19 protein-coding genes are annotated in these 17546 nt (G+C 68.8%); 14 read left to right on the top strand and 5 right to left on the bottom strand.

Annotation, left to right across the window (positions count from 1 at the left end):
• Nucleotides 1-57 precede the first annotated feature (57 nt).
• From BM355_RS04025 to BM355_RS04005, 6 genes are all read left to right on the top strand, one after another.
• Complete coding sequence (locus tag BM355_RS04025; RefSeq protein WP_091694942.1) at nt 58-1173, top strand: histidinol-phosphate transaminase; 1116 nt, start codon at nt 58-60, stop codon at nt 1171-1173.
• 126 nt (nt 1174-1299) lie between these two features.
• Nucleotides 1300-1917, top strand: coding sequence for an imidazoleglycerol-phosphate dehydratase HisB (gene hisB / locus BM355_RS04020; protein WP_091694938.1), 618 nt, complete (start codon nt 1300-1302; stop codon nt 1915-1917).
• Nucleotides 1917-2558, top strand: coding sequence for an imidazole glycerol phosphate synthase subunit HisH (gene hisH / locus BM355_RS04015; RefSeq protein WP_091694935.1), 642 nt, complete (start codon nt 1917-1919; stop codon nt 2556-2558). The genes hisB and hisH overlap by 1 nt, the downstream gene beginning before the upstream one ends.
• Complete coding sequence (locus BM355_RS14310) at nt 2558-2725, top strand: hypothetical protein (RefSeq protein WP_177227825.1); 168 nt, start codon at nt 2558-2560, stop codon at nt 2723-2725. Before hisH ends, BM355_RS14310 begins: the two co-directional genes overlap by 1 nt.
• Nucleotides 2726-2763: 38 nt before the next feature.
• Nucleotides 2764-3561, top strand: coding sequence for a bifunctional 1-(5-phosphoribosyl)-5-((5-phosphoribosylamino)methylideneamino)imidazole-4-carboxamide isomerase/phosphoribosylanthranilate isomerase PriA (priA, locus tag BM355_RS04010; RefSeq protein WP_091694932.1), 798 nt, complete (start codon nt 2764-2766; stop codon nt 3559-3561).
• On the top strand, nt 3558-4511 hold the full coding sequence (locus BM355_RS04005; RefSeq protein WP_177227824.1) for an SseB family protein: 954 nt from the start codon (nt 3558-3560) through the stop codon (nt 4509-4511). The genes priA and BM355_RS04005 overlap by 4 nt, the downstream gene beginning before the upstream one ends.
• 57 nt (nt 4512-4568) lie before the next feature.
• Here BM355_RS04005 and BM355_RS04000 read toward each other — a convergent pair whose 3' ends face one another.
• Genes BM355_RS04000 through BM355_RS03990 form a run of 3 tightly spaced genes read right to left on the bottom strand, consistent with a single transcriptional unit; the run spans nt 4569 to nt 6995 of the window.
• Entirely contained in the window at nt 4569-5135 is a 567-nt protein-coding gene (locus BM355_RS04000; protein WP_245760580.1) for a MarR family winged helix-turn-helix transcriptional regulator, read from the bottom strand.
• Nucleotides 5110-5817 carry an FMN reductase gene (locus tag BM355_RS03995; RefSeq protein ID WP_091694929.1) on the bottom strand — a complete coding sequence of 236 codons (708 nt, stop codon included), beginning with the start codon at nt 5815-5817 and terminating at the stop codon, nt 5110-5112. Before BM355_RS03995 ends, BM355_RS04000 begins: the two co-directional genes overlap by 26 nt.
• Nucleotides 5814-6995 carry an LLM class flavin-dependent oxidoreductase gene (locus BM355_RS03990; RefSeq protein ID WP_091694925.1) on the bottom strand — a complete coding sequence of 394 codons (1182 nt, stop codon included), beginning with the start codon at nt 6993-6995 and terminating at the stop codon, nt 5814-5816. Before BM355_RS03990 ends, BM355_RS03995 begins: the two co-directional genes overlap by 4 nt.
• A 182-nt stretch (nt 6996-7177) precedes the next feature.
• Here BM355_RS03990 and BM355_RS03985 point away from each other — a divergent pair, with 182 nt between their 5' ends.
• Entirely contained in the window at nt 7178-7789 is a 612-nt protein-coding gene (locus BM355_RS03985; protein ID WP_091694922.1) for an LURP-one-related/scramblase family protein, read from the top strand.
• A gap of 42 nt (nt 7790-7831) precedes the next feature.
• Here the strand turns inward: BM355_RS03985 and BM355_RS03980 are convergent, their stop codons facing one another.
• Entirely contained in the window at nt 7832-8347 is a 516-nt protein-coding gene (locus BM355_RS03980) for a hypothetical protein (protein WP_091694919.1), read from the bottom strand.
• Between the two features lie 240 nt (nt 8348-8587).
• Between BM355_RS03980 and BM355_RS03975 the strand changes: the two genes are divergently transcribed.
• Nucleotides 8588-9982, top strand: a complete 1395-nt coding sequence (locus BM355_RS03975; RefSeq protein WP_091694916.1) for an MFS transporter — start codon at nt 8588-8590, stop codon at nt 9980-9982.
• On the opposite strand, the gene BM355_RS03970 is transcribed toward BM355_RS03975, so the two are convergent.
• Nucleotides 9979-13119 carry an FtsK/SpoIIIE domain-containing protein gene (locus tag BM355_RS03970; protein WP_091694913.1) on the bottom strand — a complete coding sequence of 1047 codons (3141 nt, stop codon included), beginning with the start codon at nt 13117-13119 and terminating at the stop codon, nt 9979-9981. The genes BM355_RS03975 and BM355_RS03970 overlap by 4 nt on opposite strands.
• 217 nt (nt 13120-13336) lie before the next feature.
• On the opposite strand from BM355_RS03970, the gene BM355_RS03965 reads away from it, so the two are divergent.
• The 6 genes from BM355_RS03965 to BM355_RS03940 all read left to right on the top strand — a co-directional run bounded on the left by BM355_RS03965 (nt 13337) and on the right by BM355_RS03940 (nt 17541).
• On the top strand, nt 13337-14560 hold the full coding sequence (locus BM355_RS03965; protein ID WP_091694910.1) for a TadA family conjugal transfer-associated ATPase: 1224 nt from the start codon (nt 13337-13339) through the stop codon (nt 14558-14560).
• On the top strand, nt 14560-15414 hold the full coding sequence (locus tag BM355_RS03960) for a type II secretion system F family protein (protein ID WP_091694907.1): 855 nt from the start codon (nt 14560-14562) through the stop codon (nt 15412-15414). The genes BM355_RS03965 and BM355_RS03960 overlap by 1 nt, the downstream gene beginning before the upstream one ends.
• Nucleotides 15415-15419: 5 nt before the next feature.
• On the top strand, nt 15420-16361 hold the full coding sequence (locus BM355_RS03955; protein WP_091695388.1) for a type II secretion system F family protein: 942 nt from the start codon (nt 15420-15422) through the stop codon (nt 16359-16361).
• Between the two features lie 161 nt (nt 16362-16522).
• Nucleotides 16523-16723: a hypothetical protein gene (locus BM355_RS03950; protein WP_245760593.1), complete on the top strand. Its 201-nt coding sequence runs from the start codon at nt 16523-16525 to the stop codon at nt 16721-16723.
• Nucleotides 16724-16784: 61 nt separating this feature from the next.
• Nucleotides 16785-17114: a TadE family protein gene (locus tag BM355_RS03945; RefSeq protein ID WP_245760579.1), complete on the top strand. Its 330-nt coding sequence runs from the start codon at nt 16785-16787 to the stop codon at nt 17112-17114.
• Nucleotides 17095-17541 carry a hypothetical protein gene (locus tag BM355_RS03940; RefSeq protein ID WP_091694897.1) on the top strand — a complete coding sequence of 149 codons (447 nt, stop codon included), beginning with the start codon at nt 17095-17097 and terminating at the stop codon, nt 17539-17541. Before BM355_RS03945 ends, BM355_RS03940 begins: the two co-directional genes overlap by 20 nt.
• Nucleotides 17542-17546: the final 5 nt, after the last annotated feature.

Below are 17546 nucleotides of genomic sequence, written 5' to 3'. Positions count from 1 at the left end.
GCTGAGCAGGCACGTCACCGGGGGGCCGCGGCGCACGGCACCGCCTAGGCTGTCCGGGTGAGTGAGCAGGACAGAACTTCGACCCAACACGCCCTGGAGGCCTTGCCGCTGCGCGAGAACCTCCGCGGACTGACCCCCTATGGTGCACCGCAGCTGGATGTTCCGGTGATGCTCAACACCAACGAGAACACCCATCCGGTCCCGGAAGAGGTCGTCGCAGCCGTCACCGCCTCCGTGGCCGAGGCCGCCGCCACCCTCAACCGCTACCCGGACCGGGAGTTCACGGTGCTGCGCCAGCGCCTGGCCAAGTACCTGGGACACGGTCTCTCGGAGACGAACCTGTGGGCGGCCAACGGCTCCAACGAGGTCCTGCAGCAGATCCTGCAGGCCTTCGGCGGCCCCGGCCGTACCGTGCTCAGCTTCCCGCCCACCTACTCCATGTACCCGCTGCTGGCCTCCGGCACGGACACCGAGTACCTGGCCGGACAGCGTGCAGAGGACTTCTCCCTGACCGCCGAGTCGGCCGCCGCTCAGGTGCGCGAGCATCGGCCGAATCTGACCATCCTGTGCTCCCCGAACAACCCCACCGGGACCGCGCTGGGCCTGGACGTGGTGGAGGCGGTCTATGAGGCCGCCTCAGAGTCCCACGGCATGGTGATCGTGGACGAGGCCTACGCCGAGTTCGCGCTGGCCGGCACCGAGTCCGCCCTCTCCCTGCTTCCGGGGCGCCCCCGTCTGATCGTCACCCGGACCATGTCCAAGGCGTTCGCCCTGGCCGGTGCACGTCTGGGCTACCTGGCCGCCGCACCGGAGGTCACCGATGCCCTGCGACTGGTCCGCCTGCCCTATCACCTCTCTGCCGTCTCGCAGGCCACGGCCAACGCCGCACTGCAGCACGTCGAGGTCCTCCTGCAGAACGTGGAGGACATCAAGGCCCAGCGGGACCGGATCGTCGACGAGCTGCGCGCCCTCGGGCTGTCCCCAGCGGTGTCCGACTCCAACTTCGTCTTCTTCGGCGGGCTGGAGGACGCGCACGCCACCTGGCAGGGACTGCTGGACCACGGTGTGCTGGTCCGCGATGTCGGCATCCCCGGCCACCTGCGCGTCACGGCGGGCACGGAGGCGGAGACCACGGCCTTCCTGACGGCGCTGCGCCAGGTCCTGGGCCGGTAGACCCTGCGGCGTAGCACCCCGCCGAGGCCCGACGACGGCCCAGTAGACTCGAGTGGTCGAATCCACCTTCCAGCGGGAGGGCGCGGACGACAGTCTCTCCTCCCGATCAAGAATGGACACAGTGTGATGAGCGCGGAGCGCCTCGAAGGCCGCAAGGCACGCATGCAGCGGACCACCAGTGAGTCGGACGTGCTGGTGGAGATGGACCTGGACGGGACCGGACAGGCCACGATCTCCACCACCGTGCCGTTCTACGACCACATGCTCACCGCCCTGGCCAAGCACTCCCAGATCGACCTGACCGTCCAGGCCACGGGAGACACCCACATCGACGTCCACCACACGGTGGAGGACGTGGCCATCACCCTGGGTGAGGTCCTCAAGGCCGCCCTGGGGGACAAGCGTGGCATTCGCCGCTTCGGCGAGGCCAGCGTGCCGTTGGATGAAGCCCTGGCCCGGGCCGTCGTCGACGTCTCCGGCCGTCCCTACCTGGTGCACACCGGTGAGCCGGAGGGCCAGCAGTACCACCTGATCGGCGGCCACTTCACCGGGTCCATGACCCGCCACATCTTCGAATCCATCACCTACCACGCCTCGATCTGCCTGCACATGGACGTGGTTCGGGGTCGGGACCCCCACCACATCGTCGAGGCACAGTTCAAGGCGTTCGCCCGTGCCCTGCGTGCCGCAGTGGAGGATGACCCACGCGTGCAGGGCATCCCCTCCACCAAGGGTGCCCTCTGATGGCCGGTGCCCGTCCGTCCGTGGCCGTGCTGGACTACGGCTCCGGGAACATCCACTCCGCCGTGCGCGCCCTGGAGCGCGCCGGTGCTGAGGTGAGCCTCACCGCCGACCCGGACACCGTGATGAACGCCGCTGGCCTGGTGGTGCCCGGAGTGGGCGCCTTCGCCTCGGTCATGCAGGCACTGCAGCAGGTCGGCGCCACCCGCTGGATCGGGCGGCGCGTCGCCGGAGGCCGCCCCGTCCTGGGCATCTGCGTGGGGCATCAGATCCTCTTCGAGGCCGGTGTGGAGCACGGCGAACGGACGGAGGGCATGGGGGAGTGGCCCGGTGTGGTCGAGGCCCTGCCGGCGCCGATCGTCCCGCACATGGGCTGGAACACGGTCCGGCCTCCGGAAGGCTCGCAGCTGTTCCGGGGGATCGAAGACGAACGGTTCTACTTCGTCCACTCCTATGGCGTGCTGAACTGGGACTTCGATCAGACGATCCAGCACATCCGCCCCCCGCAGGTCACCTGGGCCCACCACGGTGCGGACTTCATCGCCGCGGTGGAGAACGGGCCGCTCTCAGCCACCCAGTTCCACCCGGAGAAGTCCGGGGACGCCGGGATGCAGCTGCTCTCCAACTGGCTGGAGACCCTCTGATGCCCTGGTGGACCACCCTGATGATCGCCTTCGGCGGACTGCTGCTGGGCGGGGCCTGGTCGCTGCGCCAGCAGAAGGCCCCCACCTGGCTGTGGGTCGCCGTGGCGATCTGCGCCGTGATGGCCGTGATCGCCGGCATCCTGCTGGCCCTGCCCGGCGACGCCTGACACCTTCCACCCGTCCCCATCCCCGAGAGGACCCCACCATGACCCAGACCACTCCCACCACCGGACCCGCGCTCGAGCTCCTGCCTGCCGTGGACGTGCAGGACGGCCAGGCCGTGCGCCTGGTCCAGGGCGAGGCCGGTTCGGCCACCTCCTACGGTGACCCGCTCGAGGCCGCCCTGGCCTGGCAGAACGCCGGCGCCGAATGGATCCACCTGGTGGACCTGGACGCCGCCTTCGGCCGCGGGGACAACCGCGATGTCATGGCCCGCGTGGTGGACGAACTGGGCGTGAAGGTGGAGCTCTCCGGCGGCATCCGGGACGATCAGTCCCTGGAGAACGCCCTGGCCATGGGCGCCACCCGCGTGAACCTGGGCACCGCCGCACTGGAGGACCCGGAATGGACGGCCCGGGTGATCGAGCGCTTCGGTGACCAGATCGCCGTCGGGCTCGATGTCCGGGGCACCACCCTGGCCGCCCGCGGCTGGACCAAGGAGGGCGGGGACCTCTGGGAGGTGCTGGCCCGCCTGGAGCAGGCCGGCTGCGCCCGCTACGTGGTCACCGACGTCACCAAGGACGGCACCCTGCGCGGTCCCAACACCGAGCTGCTGGCTGAGGTCTGCCAGAAGACGCGCAAGCCCGTGGTGGCCTCCGGGGGCATCTCCTCCCTGGAGGACGTGGCGGCGCTGTACGCCATGGTCGGCACCGGGGTGGAGGGGGCCATCATGGGCAAGGCCCTCTACGCCGGACGCTTCACCTTGGAGCAGGCGCTGCTGGTCTCGCGCGGTGTGTCCGTGGAGGATGCCGTGCGGCAGTCGCCCACCCCTGCCGCTGAGTGACCGTGCCCTCAGAGTCCTCGAACCACTCCGGCGCCGAGCGGCACCTGCCCGGGCACATCCAGGCCGCGATCGACCGCAACCTGGCCCGCCAGCACCGCGACGACCAGGGCCGTCCCGCAGACTCCGCTGGCGTGGCGTGGGAGGGGCGTGACCTGCGTGGGCCGGGCATCGAGGGCTCAGCGAATCCGCTGCACGCCTTCGACCACGACGACGGCACGGCAGACCCAGCATGGGCAGCGGTGCTCGGCCGGCTGGCTCAGGGCGAGGCCGACGAAGCCGATGTGGTCCGCACGCTCTCCCGGATGCGGGTGTTCGCCGCTGTGGTCCCGACGGTGGCTGAGACCTCGGAGCACGAGCACTCCGGACACGATCATGAGCACGGCGAGACCCTGCACGGGGACAAGGCGGCGGACGTCGCTCTGGTCTCCCTGCAGTCCCGGGACGGACGCCGTGCCCTGCCGGTGTTCACCTCGGTGCCGGCACTGACCAGCTGGAACCCGCAGGCCCGGCCGGTGGCCGCCTGGATGCCCCGAGCCTGCCTCTCGGCGGTGGACGAGGGCAACGAGATCGTGGTGGTGGACCCCGGTGCGGAGACCACGTTCGTGGTGCGCCGCCCTGCCGTGTGGGCTCTGGGCCAGCAGCAGGACTGGACGCCGTCCTATCAGGATCCGTCCCTGGCCCGCGCTGTGGGATCCGTGGTGGACCTGGTGCCGGGGCTGGAGCGGATCGGACTCGCCCCCGGAGCCGGGGTGGCCACACAGACCGCGTCCGGACAGGTGCTGCCCGGAGGCGGCGCGGGCCCGGAACTCAAGATCGTGGCCTTTCCCGAACCCGGCATGGACGAGGCCGGCCTGCGGCTGATGGCAGCCACCCTGCAGCAGCTGCTGGGGGAGATCCCCACTCTGGCCGAACGGGCCGACTCCGTGGAGATCACCGTCCAGACGGGCTGAGGCGGTGTCCTCCACGCTGGTGTCGGGTCCAGCTGGTCACATCGCCGTGGGTGGCGGTCAGGATCCCGTGTCCTCCAGGGATCGGCCCAGCCGGGAGAAGACCTGCAGCAGGGTCTCGGTCTCGTGCTCGTTCAGCTGATCCAGGAAGTCCTGCCGGACCTGCCGCGTGTGCACGGCGGCCGCCTTGCGGAAGACCCGGCGGCCAGCGTCGGTCAGCTCCGCCTCAGAGCCGCGTCGATCGTCTGAACAGGGCTGACGGGTGACCAGCCCCCGAGCCTCCAGCGTCTTGACCTGGTAGGTCAGACGGGACGGGGAGAACACCATCTGGCTGGCCAGCTGTCCCATGCGCAGTCGGTGGCCCGGAGCCTCGCTGAGCAGCAGCAGCACGTTGTAGTCGCCCAGGGACAGGTTCACCTGTTCCTTCAGGTGCCGTTCGGCGCGGTCCTGCAGCAGGGCCGTGGCCTCGAAGTAGGCCCGCCAGGCCTGCAGGGCCGCGTCCTTCTCCCGGTGCTCTGGCGTGGCGGACCGTGACCAGGCGCCCTCCTGCCGTGGGGCAGGAGCGTCTCCAGCCGTCGTCGGGAGATCTGTCTGTGGAACCTCAGTTCCCGCGGAGGAGTTGGTCAAAGGGGATCACCTCCAAGGGCTTGGACTCGCCCGTGCTGCGGCGCGGCCGAGCAGGCAGCCGCCCGACGACCTCGGCGAAGTCCACACCGGCCGCGCGCACCCGGGACTGCAGGGGAGCGGTGCGGGTGGACTCCGTGCCGCCCTCCACCTCGCCCCAGTCGTCCGAGGCGGCGAACACCGCGGTGGGCATGACCTTGGTGCGCAGGTAGCTGAAGAGCGGGCGCAGGGCGGTGTCGATCATCAGGGAATGCCGGGCGGTGCCGCCGGTGGCGCCGAGCAGCACCGGCACGTTCGTGACCGAGCCGTCCTCCACCAGGTCCCAGAAGGACTTGAACAGCCCCGAGTAGGAGGCCTTGAAGGTGGGGGAGACGGCGATGATGCCGTCGGCCTGCTCCACCTGGGACAGGGCCTGGGTCAAGGCCTCCGAGCGGGCGGGGTTGACCATGGCCTCGGCGAGGTCGGTGGCCAGCAGACGCAGCTCGATCACGTGCACCTCCGGGACGATGCCGCGATCCGAGAGGTAGGACGTGGCGGCCTCGGCCAGCCGATCGGCCAGCTTGCGGGTGGAGGAGGGGTCGCTCAGCCCACCCGAGACCACGGCGATGTGCCGTGCCTGCGAGGTGAAGGGATCTGTGGACTCGAAGGCGGACTCGAAGCCTGAGTCGAACGCGTTCTGGCTCACTTCTGCTCCTTCGCGCTCTGCTGCTCGGCCTCGGCCAGGGCCTGCTGGCGGTCGGCGTAGGCCTGGGATCCCTCGGCGCCGCCGGGCACCGGATCCTCGCCGCGGCGGTGACGCTCCACCAGGAACTCATGGGTGGGCGCCTCGGGGACATCGGCCGGCTTGAGGGCCGCGAACTCCTGGCGCAGCACCGGCAGGACCTCCTCGCCGAAGATGTCGATCTGCTCCAGCACGGTCTCGGTGGGCAGGCCGGCGTGGTCGATCAGGAACATCTGACGCTGGTAGTCGCCCACCCAGTCGCGGAACTCCAGGGTGCGCTCGATGACCTGCCGCGGGGAGCCCACGGTCAGCGGGGTCATCCGGGAGAACTGCTCCAGGGACGGGCCGTGGCCGTAGACCGGGGCGTTGTCGAAGTACGGACGGAACTCCTTGACGGCGTCCTGGGAGTTCTTGCGCATGAACGCCTGACCGCCCAGACCCACATACGCCTGGTGGGCCTTGCCGTGGCCGTAGTACTCGTAGCGCTGGCGGTAGAGCTGCACCATCTGGATGATGTGCTCCTTGTTCCAGAAGATGTTGTTGTGGAAGAACCCGTCACCGTAGTACGCGGCCTGCTCGGCGATCTCGGGGGAGCGGATGGAGCCGTGCCACACGAAGGGGGCCACGCCGTCCAGCGGCTGCGGGGTCAGGGTGAAGTCCTGCAGAGGGGTGCGGAACCGGCCCTGCCAGTCCACGGTCTCCTCATGCCACAGGCGGTAGAGCAGGTTGTAGTTCTCCACGGCCAGGTTGATGCCCTGGCGGATGTCCTTGCCGAACCAGGGGTAGACCGGGCCGGTGTTGCCGCGGCCCATGGTCAGGTCCACGCGGCCGTCGGCCAGGTGCTGCAGGTAGGAGTAGTCCTCGGCCAGGCGCACCGGATCCATGGTGGTGATCAGTGTGGTGGCGGTGGAGAGGGTCAGCTTCTCCGTGGTGGCCGCCAGGTAGGCGAGCAGGGTGGGCGGGTTGCCCGGAGCCACGAACGGGGGGTTGTGATGCTGGCCGGTGGCGAAGACCTCGAAGCCGGCCTGCTCGGCGTGCTGGGCGATCCGGACGGTGTCCTTGATGCGCTGGTTCTCGGTGGGGGTCGTGCCGGTGGTGGGGTCGGTGGTGATGTCACCGATGGTGAAGATGCCGAACTGCATGGGATGCTCCTTGGCGATGCGCGGGTCCGGATCAGCAAATCCGAGTCGTTGAAATTTGAATCACCTGGCACAACGACGTCCACCTCGAGAGTATTCCCTCACTTTTGAAACGCTCCACCCTCCACGCGCGGTGATCTCCGTCTCGGTGGACGTCCCGGTCCGCTCCGCCCAGACTGAGGTGAATGAGCCCGCGTTCCACGCCACCCGCCCAGCCTCCGTCCGAGCGATCCGCACCAGATCCCGGCCAGGCACACGTCCTGGTGCTGCAGCAGACCACCGGGATGCTCTCCAGCGACTTCGCGATCGAGGACGCCCAGGGCCGGCCGATCGCCCAGGTGCACACGCGCGGTTCGGGACTGGGGCGGATGTTCCTGGGCAGCCGCCAGTTCGAGGTCACCGATCTGAACGGTGCCACCCTGTTCCAGGTGCAGGACCTGGCCACCCTGGGCCGAGACCGGTACCAGGTGCTGGACGCCGCCGGCGGGCCGATCGCCCGGATCATCCAGCGCTTCACGCTCTTCTCCAAGCAGGTGGACCTGGAGGTCGCCGACGGCACGGTGCTCACCCTGCGCGGCAGCCTCTTCGAGTACGACTTCCAGATCATGGCCGGGTCCACGCAGGTGGCCGCGGTGAGCCGGCAGTGGTCCGGTCTCGGCCGGGCCCTGATGGGACACAGCACCTATGTGCTGCGCCTGGACCCGGGCATGCCCGAGCTGGTGCGCTATGCGGTGATCGGCGGCGTGATCTCCCTCGACCTGATCCGCGAGAAGGAGTCCAGGCGCCGGCGCCCCTGACAAGGACTCGTGCGCATACCGGACGAGGTCAGGACATGAGTGTCACCGGGGGACAGCAGAACGCTGGGCGTCGGCCCGCTGGAACCGCTGTGTCACCCAGAGCCGCATGATCGCCTCTGACTGATCGGTGCTCCACGGCTTCTCCGGGTCGGCGGGGACCAGCTCGTCCACCCAGCCGGCGCCGTCAGAGAGCTCCACATAGTGCTGGTCCGGGCCCAACGGGGTCATCTGCGTCCAGATCGAGGTGTGCTCCCCGTGGATCAGGGTCAGGTACTGGAAAGCATCCGGATCGGCATCGGCCCGGGCGATCACCTCCTCGAGCAGATCGCGGAACTGCACCCAGGACTGCAGCACCGCCGGCCCGGCCATCTCCTCGGTGACGTAGAGGTGCTGCGGCTCCGGTCCGCTCTCCGTGAGCGGATCCACCCACGGCAGACGTGCGGTGCCCGTCTCCCACTGGGACATGTACTGCAACAGCTCCTCCACCGGTGCCGGGGCAGCGGCTGCCAGGGAGGGCGTGGGGGCGGTGGTGACGGGGTCGGCCAGGGTGGTGGTCATCGTCTCTCCAATCGTGGACAGGGTGGGCATACGGTGTGATCGGACATCTCGGAGTGCACCAGAGACCCCGGACGGGATAAGCCCACCGCGCTCGCGGAGCCAGCACCTCTGATCAGGGTCTACCCTGGTGTGGTGTCTGCCCGGCCGTGTGGCTGTGAGGCGACCTGCAAGCATCCGGCGCGTGCCGTCGTCGGGAACCATCACTCTGCCCGCATCCTGCGGGACCGCACTGGAGGTGCCGTGGACTTCGCCGCCTATGGCCGTCTGCTGCAGGACGCGCGCCTGCGCAGGCTGCTCGGCGTGGGCTTCATCGCCCGGTTCCCGCACTCCGCGGCCGGTGTGATCCTGACCCTGCACGTGGCTGTGACCCTGGGCATGGGCTACGGCATGGCCGGACTGGCCGCCGCCGCCATGACCCTGGGCATCGCCGTGGGCGCACCGTGGCGCGGACGTCAGGTGGACAAGCACGGTCTGCGCCGGGCCCTGATCCCCTCGGTGATCGCCGAGGGGCTGATCTGGACGGCGGTCCCGCACCTGCCCTTCCCCTGGATGCTGCTGGCGGTGTTCTTCGGCGGTGTCTTCTCCCTGCCGATCTTCTCCGTGGTGCGCCAGTCCCTGGGCGTGCTCACGCGCGGCCCGGACCGGCAGACCGCCTTCGCCCTGGACTCGATCATCACCGAGACCATCTTCATGATGGGCCCGGCCCTGGGCGCCGTGGTGGCCACCAGCTGGTCCAGCGTGTGGGGGCTGATGATCGTGGGCTGGTCCGGGGCGGTGGCCGGTCTCTACCTGATGTGGTTCAACCCGCCCACCCGCTCCTCCCAGATCATGGCCCCCTCCCGCCCGGACGACTACACCGAGGAGGAGGACCAGCAGCGGGCCGTGCAGAGCGCTGTCCACGGCGCCCCAGCGCATCTGGACCTGACCGCCCCGGAGGTCCACACCGGCACCCTGCCGCGGATCAACCCGGATGGCACCCTCTCGGATGCGCACCAGCAGATTCCCGACGACGCCGCACCGGCAGGTGCCCCCGGCACCTCCCGCGGTGGCTGGGTGGGCAGGATGCGCACCCAGTTCTCCTGGGTGAGCGCCCAGGCGCTCGCGGTCCTGGTGGTCTCGATGGCCGCGGGCATCCTGATGGTGGGCACCGAGGTGTCCCTGGTGGCCGAGCTGGAGGCCGCGGGCATGGCCGGCCAGGTGGGCATCGTGTACGCGTTCTGGTGTGGCGCCTCGGCGATCGGCGGGCTGCTGTACGGGGCGATGAACACCAAGGTCTCCCCGCTGGTGCTGATGACCCTGTTCGCGCTGTGCGCCCTGCCGCTGGCGTTCGTGGACGGGGTGTGGCCGCTGGCCCTCGTCTCGATCGTCTCCGGACTGTTCACCGCCCCCACCTTGGCGGCGGCGTCCTCGATGCTCTCGCACATCGTGCCGGAGGAGCGCCGCGGCGAGGCCATGGGGTACTACGGTTCGGCGATGACCGCCGGTGCCGCCATGGGCGCGCCGATCGCCGGTGTGTTCATCGACCTGATCTCCCCGGAGGCGGGGTACATCTTCGCCGCCGGCGTGGCTCTGCTGATGGTGGCCGCCGCGTATGTGGTGCGGGCCTTCCGCCGGCGGGGCCGGGCCCGGGCCTAGGGTTCGGCGACGGACAGCTGGACGGCCACGCCCGGGGCGGGGTGGTCTGGATCGATCAGCACGGCACGGGCTGGGACCTCATGCACCGGGATGAGGCTCGGCCAGACCATCCGGTGCTCCGGAGTGGTTCCGTAGGGGACGTGGAAGCGGGTGGGGATCAGCCCGAGCAGACGCCCTCCGGCCAGTTCTCGGCCGCCGAAGACCGCGGCCGAGATGAGGCGCGAGGGGCTGTCTCTGAGCAGGGTGGCCAGGCGTTCCTCGAACGTCTCGAAGGTGCCTGCTGTTCGCTGCCCGGCGATCCGGCCCCACTGGGTGGCCACGATCAGCACCTGATCCCCGTCCTCGCGCCACGCGCTGAGGCGCTCCCAGATCCGCCCGAGGGCATCGGGGTCAAGATCATCCTGGCTGAGCCACAGGTCCTTGGAGTCGCACCCGCTCGGCGATCGGTGCGCCGGCCGGGGGAGCCAACCGCCGCCGTCGAGAATCACCAGGTGGGACGAGCCGGAGGTGACGTGGTCCTGTCCCATCTGGTCCAGCAGTGCGCGTGCGACCGCGGGAAGCCCGCCGGCTTCGGTGCCGATCCACGCGGCTGGTCCGTCGTGGAACGGCCTCCAGGCATGGACCTGCTGACGTCGGTGCCGTGGCTCGTCCACCAGCCCCAAGGGCACCTCGCCGGGGCGCGGAGCCTGGTTGTTCGGAGACGCCGAGGCGGACCAGCGGTCCGGCAGCCCGGGCAGCACCACGGGCTCAGGTCTCGGCAGCCCGGCGCTGCGGCAGAGCGTGGAGACATGCTCCACCAGTTCGGGCCAGCTGGCGACCGAGGCGTCGCCTCCTGTGCTCTGCGGGTGCCAGGGGCGCAGCGTCGTGGTGGAGGACAGGGCCGCGAAACGGGCCGTGCGGAACCGCTCGACGGCACGGCCTCCCCGGCGCATCACGGCCCGGCCGGGCTCATCAGCCGGGATGGCCGCGGCTGCTGCGGATCCGACCAGGTCCCAGGACTCCTGTTCTGAGGCGGTGCGCAGGGAGATGACCGTGCCCATGTTCGACCTGACATCCGGTCCCACGGCGCCCTGGGCACGCTGAGTGGCCAGCAGAAGATGGAATCCCAGGGAGCGTCCGGTGGCGGCCAGTCGCATCAGGACGGAGCTCGCGTGAGGGTGCTCATCGACCAGGACTCGCAGTTCATCGACGGCGACGATCAGTCGTGGCAGGTCCTGGGCCGGGTGCCGTGCGCGGTAGGCGGGGTAGTCCGGGACGTGGGCGTCCAGGAAGAGCCGTTCCCGCCGGTGCAGCTCGGCCGAGAGCGCATCCAGGGCGCGCATGGACGTGGCACCGGTCAGATTGGTCTCCACCGACATGGTGTGGGGCAGGGCGTCCAGGACCGAGAACGAGGATCCGCCCTTGAAGTCGAGGAGGATGAAGGACACCTCAGCTGGACCGTGACGGCTGGCCAGGCCCATCAGCACCGAGAGCACGAGCTCGGACTTCCCCGAGCCAGTGGTGCCGGCGACCAGCACGTGGGGGCCGTCCGCCACGAGGTCCAGGACGGTGGGCTCCTCTGCCAGGTCCAGCTGGACGGGAAGTGACTGGACCGCAGAGCCCTGTGGCGGTGCTGCGCTCACCTGCATCAGCTCTGCCGCTGGTGAGGTGCAGTTCTGCCGGTGTGTGGGCAGCGGCACCCCCAGCAGTTCATCGCTCATCCAGTCCAGGGTCGCCGATGAGATGCCCGCCCACTGCAGCTGACTGTAGGTCACCCCCTCCAGGCGTGCGGTGGCGTTGTCCAGATTTACCAGGTCCCCCTGGGCGCCCGGGGGGTCTTTCGCTGGCGACGAGGTCAGATGGACTGTGCCCCATCCCGGTGGCGCAGTGGCAGGAGAGCCGCCCCAGGACAGGACCGTTCCACCTCGGCCGACCTCGGCTGCGGCCATGAGCTCGTGCCGATCCTGGCCCTCGCGGCGCAGCAGGACCCCACGGCCGCTGGACTGTGCGTCTCGGAGCAGCTGGAGCAGAACCCAGTGGAGGACCGCTTCCACCTCGGCTGGTCGCCCCCGGACCACGGTCAGGTGACCGGGACCGATCGGTGAGACGGCCGGTGCACGAGTGGTGCTCCACGGATCCAGCTTCTGCCGGGTCCGCGCCGAGGAGGGGCTGGCAAGGTCCAGGGGGACGGTCACGGTCGCGTGGCCCCAGTGCAGCACGGGGCCGGACTCCTCGTCGCCCGACGGCGCGGATCCCGATTCGGCTCCAGGATGGCGCAGACCACAGCGGTCGGGATCGATCGACCTGCAGGCCAGTGCGACGTCGGCGGGATCGGGCACGGAACGACCACGAGCCATGACGAGTCGATCCGTCAGTTCAGAGATGCTCCTGCCGAAGTCGCTCTGCGCTCGCCGATGCTGATGCCAGAGCACAGCGGCGACCAGGACGGAGACCGAGCTGAACAGCAGGAAGTACCAGTGGCCTGTCACCACTGCCATCACCACACCGATCAGCAGGGGGCTCAAGGCCATCACCGCCTGCAGTGCCCAGGACGGTCGTGCCGGTGGAGGGCCAGGGGCGACACGAAGAGGGGGCAGCGGCCCGGCCGGCCGCAGGGGCGCAGAGGAGCCGCGGACCAGGTGGAGTTCAGTCTCTCCGAGGCACAGTGGGGTGCCCGGAATCCATGGGCGCACTGTTCCGTCCTGGTGGATGAGGACGTCCTCGTTCCCCAGGGCCACCCGCAGGTGCAGGGCGGAGAGACAGGGATCGGCGATCCTCATCTGTGCCGATGATCGGCCCACCGTCAACCCAGCTCGGGCCAGGGGCACCAGACGGCCGCTGTCCGCTCCGGCCCGGGTGACCAGCACCAGTTCGGGGCCGTCGTCCGCAGATCGGGCCGAGTGATGGTCGCGTGCGTCCCGGTGCGGTCGCGCCACGATCTGCAGGGGTCGGCTGGTGCGACGGGCGCGGCAGATGTCCTCGCCGGGGAGCCGATGCAGGGGCACCGTCAGCCCTGTCCTTGTCCGGGCGCCGAACGCCATTCCGGGCAGATGCTCGGTCAGCACCTGCTCGAGTTCTGCGCCCGAGGCCGGCAGGCGGCCGGAGACCTCCCAGAGCGCGGGCTGGCCGTCGTTGAGCCCGAGGATCCTCACCAGCATGCTTCTCCCTCCAGTCGGTCTCCATGCTGACGTAGAACGGGGACGCGGTCAGAGACCACGGGATGAGGCTGTGGAAAACTTCCGGTTCGGGCTCCCGAGCAGCCCGGACTGTGGGGGATTGTCCACAGCAGTCGCTCTCTGCCGCAGCTCCGGTGTCACCTGTGGGTATCGTGGATCACTGAAACGGAGCTCACAGAGCTGACATGGAGGGGATGCCATGGATGCCATTCGGATCCTGGAAGACGAAGTCCGCGAACTGGTGCGGCGCAGAGGGCTGGACCCGGCGCAGGAGCCGGACGCTGTCCGACGCCTCGTCGCTGATGCAGCGGAGGACTATCAGTCGCGTGCGCTGTCGGGCTCGCTGCCCCAGCTGCACAATCAAGTGGAGTCCGTGCGCATCGTGGCTGACGCGGTCGCCGGCTTCGGTCCGCTCCAGCCTCTGCTAGATGATGACTCCATCGAGGAGATCTGGATCAATGCGCCCGACCAGGTGTACTGCGCACGCGGTGGAGTCTCCGAGCTGACCAGCGTCATTCTCACGGAGGAGAAGGTCCGCGATCTGGTGGAGAGCATGCTGCGGTCCTCTGGGCGGCGTCTGGACCTGAGCTCGCCTTTCGTGGATGCCTCGCTTCCCGACGGGTCGAGACTGCATGTGGTGATCCCCGACATCACCCGACGGCACTGGGCCGTGAACATCCGCAAGTTCGTCGTGCGGGCCCATCACCTCGAGGACCTGGTCCGAGGCGGGTCGTTGTCGACCGAGGCGGCGCGGTACCTGGATGCGTGTGTGGACGCCGGGCTCAACATCCTGATCTCCGGGGCGACCCAAGCGGGCAAGACGACGATGCTCAACTGCCTGTCGGCGTCGATCGGCAGCCGCGAGCGTGTGGTCACGGTCGAGGAGATCTTCGAGCTGAAGGTCCCCCTGCGTGATGTGATCCAGATGCAGTGCCGTCAGCCGAACCTGGAAGGGCATGGTGAGATCCCGCTGCGGCGTCTGGTGAAGGAGGCACTGCGCATGCGACCGGACCGACTGATCGTCGGCGAGGTGCGTGAGGCAGAGAGCCTGGACATGCTGGTGGCCCTGAACAGCGGGCTGCCGGGGATGTGCACCATCCATGCCAACAGCGCCCACGATGCCTTGACCAAGATCTGCACGCTGCCGCTGCTGGCTGGAGAGAACATCTCCCGCAACTTCGTGGTTCCGACGGTGGCCTCGTGCTTCGATCTGGTCGTGCACTGCACGAGAGACCGCAATGGCCGTCGCTATGTGGAGGAGATCCTCTCCGTGGGTACCCGGGTCGAAGAGGGGATCATCGAGTCCTCCACGGTGTTCCACCGCCGTGAGGGGCAATTGGTGATGAATCCGTCAGCGATGCTGGACAACGCCAAACTGGACGCTCGCGGCCTGGATATCCGTTCGGTCGTCGGGGCACGCTGATGGCAGTGGTCTGGGGACTGATGCTCGGCAGCGGCCTGCTGCTGATCTGGTGGTCGTTCTGGCCTCAGCAGGAGGCCGCCTCCGGGAGAGCCCGTCAGGATGGTCGACTGCGCGAGCTGATCGCCCAAGCCGGCATCCAACGTGTCAGCCCGGCCGGCGTCGTCGGGGCCATGGTCCTGTGCGGGCTGATGGTCCTGCTGATCGTGTTCGTCCTGACACGGACACTGCCGATCGCCGTCTGCTTCGCCCTGTTCGGCGCGGCCGTTCCGTGGTTCGCGCTGCGGTGGCAGGCCGCCAAGCGACGGACACTGCTGCGGGATGTCTGGCCTGATGCTGTCGATCACCTCAGATCGGCGATTCGGGCCGGCCTGACCCTGCCCGAGTCGTTGATCCAGCTGGGGGAGAAGGGCCCGGAGACGCTCCGGCCCGCCTTCCGTGAGTTCGCCCGGGACTACCGGTCTGGAGTGCGGTTCGCCGACGCGGTGGAGAACCTCAAGTACCGGATGGCAGACCCCGTGGCCGATCGCCTGGCAGCGGCTCTCCGTCTCACTCGAGAGGTCGGCGGTGCCGACATCGGACACCTCCTGTCGACGTTGGCTGAGTTCCTCCGCGAGGATGCACACACGCGCAGCGAGCTCGAGGCCAGGCAGTCCTGGACCGTGAATGCGGCTCGACTGGCCGTGGCGGCACCGTGGATCGTCCTGCTCCTGCTCGGGACGCAGCCACAGGCTGTGGCCGCTTATCAGTCCTTTGCCGGCGCCATGGTCCTGGCCGCAGGACTGGTCATCTCAGTCGTCTGCTACCGGCTCATGGTGCGCATCGGTTCGCTCCCTCAGGAACGGAGGGTCCTGTGAGCACGATGACTGCCCTGACGACCTGGTCGGTGGTCCTGGGACTGGCTCTGGGCCTGGGACTGGCCCTCGTTCTGAAGGCACTGCCGTGGGGGTGGCGGCCGTCTCTGGTCCGACGAGTGGAACCTCAGCTGCGGCATCACGTTCCGGCCTCGGGCCTGCTGCAGGGCGAGGACTCAGCCGTGGGGACATGGGGATCCATCAGTCGGATCCTGGGGCCGGTTCTGCACGAAGGCGTGCAGCTGCTGGGTCGTCTCAACCTCGGCAATCATGCTCTGGAACGGCGACTGGAATCAGCTGGTTCGCCCTTGACCGTGGCGGACTATCGGGCGCAGCAGCTGCTCTGCGCGGCAGGAGGGGCAGCTGTGGGCATGGTGGTGGCGATCGGCTTGGTGGTCAACTCGGGCCTCCACGCACTGCTGGGCGTCATCGTGGTGCTGGCCCTGGGCGTCACAGGATTCTTCCTGCGGGACAATCAGCTCAGCTCACGCATCACCCGGCGGCGATCAGACATCCTGGCGGAGTTCCCGTCCGTGGCCGAGCTGTTCGCCCTCTCCGTCAGCGCGGGAGACAGCGCCGCCGGTGCACTGGAGCGAGTGGCCACCACGGCCCACGGTGAACTGGCCGAGGAGTTCCGTCGTGTGCTGACCGAGATGCGAGCCGGATCCTCGCTCCAACGGGCGCTGAAGGCGGCGGCTCGACGCATCCAGCTGGCACCGGTCGAACGGTTCATCGAGGGCGTCCTCGTGGCACTGGAGCGCGGAACACCCCTGGCCGACGTGCTGCGCGCACAGGCCCACGATGTCCGCGAGCTCTCCAAGCGGGAGCTGATGGAGGCGGCCGGCAAGAAGGAGATCGGCATGATGGTGCCGGTCGTCTTCGGCATCCTCCCCTTGACTGTCCTGTTCGCTGTCTACCCGGGCATCTCCCTGATGACCTTGGGATTCTGAAAGGAGCATCGAGCCCACGAGCACACCCAGAACCTGCTGAGCTGAGAGCTCCGCACTGTCCACCACTGGATCGAGACATGACACCACGGCTGCCCCTGAAACCAGCCGAGACATCTTTGGAGGGAACCATGAACACCACTGAGAACACCGAGACCACGGCGATGACGAACCGCAGACTGGCAGGATTCCTGCTCACCGTGAGGACCTGGGCAGCCGGCCTGCGTGAGGATGACCGCGGCGATGTGCCGGGTTGGGTGATGATCACGCTCATGTCGGCCATGCTGGTGGCAGGACTGATGGTGATCGCCGGCGATGCGCTGAAGACATTGTTCGAGCAGGCCATCAGCCAGGTTGCGCCCTGATCCAGAGCTGATGCTCCCACCACTGAGAGACGACGAGGGATCCGCCGTCGCAGAATCCGTCATGGTGATGGCGCTGCTGGCGGTGGTCTTCGCCGCTGTCCTGCAGTTCGGACTGATCATCCATGTGCGCAACACGGTGATCGATGCGGCCAGCGCCGGAGCCAGGCACGGTGCGCTCGCGGACCGGACCCCTGCTGACGGGGCTGACCGGACCAGGGATCTGCTCGCCAGCTCCGTCCCTGGGGCGGACCAGGCAGAGATCACCGCATCGCTGTCCGAGGGCCCGGTGCCGACGGTGACCGTCACTGTGCGGACCCAGATGCCCATGGTCGGTTTCATCACCGGTCCCGTCGACGTGGAGGCCACAGGACGTGCCTACAGATTCGACTGATGGTCGCAGCGACGCCGGGGACGAGGGGTCGGCCACGGTCGAGTTCATCCTCCTCGCCGTGCTGCTGCTGATCCCGGTGATCTACTTCCTGGTCCTCACCAGCCAGATCCAGGCAGCCGCCTACGCGTCGGTGGCAGCCGCAGACCAGGCTGCGAAGTCAGCAGTCGCCGTCCATGACCCGACTGAGTCAGCCGGCCGGATCCAGCAGGTGGTCGACCTGACGTTGGCTGACTATGGACATGGAGGAGGAACCCATGAGGTGCAGGTGGCCTGCAGCAGCAGCCCGTGTCTAGAGCCGGGCTCGTCGGTGACCGTCTCGGTCGATGTTCGGGTGCCGCTACCGTTCATCCCATCGTTCCTGGGGTGGGACACCTCGGCTGCCACGGTGACGAGCAGCTCATTGCATGTGGTCCCGAGGTTCGGCTGATGGGG

It is taken from the genome of Micrococcus terreus (genome assembly GCF_900116905.1).
In the GTDB taxonomy this organism is placed as follows: domain Bacteria; phylum Actinomycetota; class Actinomycetes; order Actinomycetales; family Micrococcaceae; genus Citricoccus; species Citricoccus terreus.
Note: the sequence above shows the minus strand (reverse complement) of the source record. Positions and strands in the feature narration are given on the sequence as shown.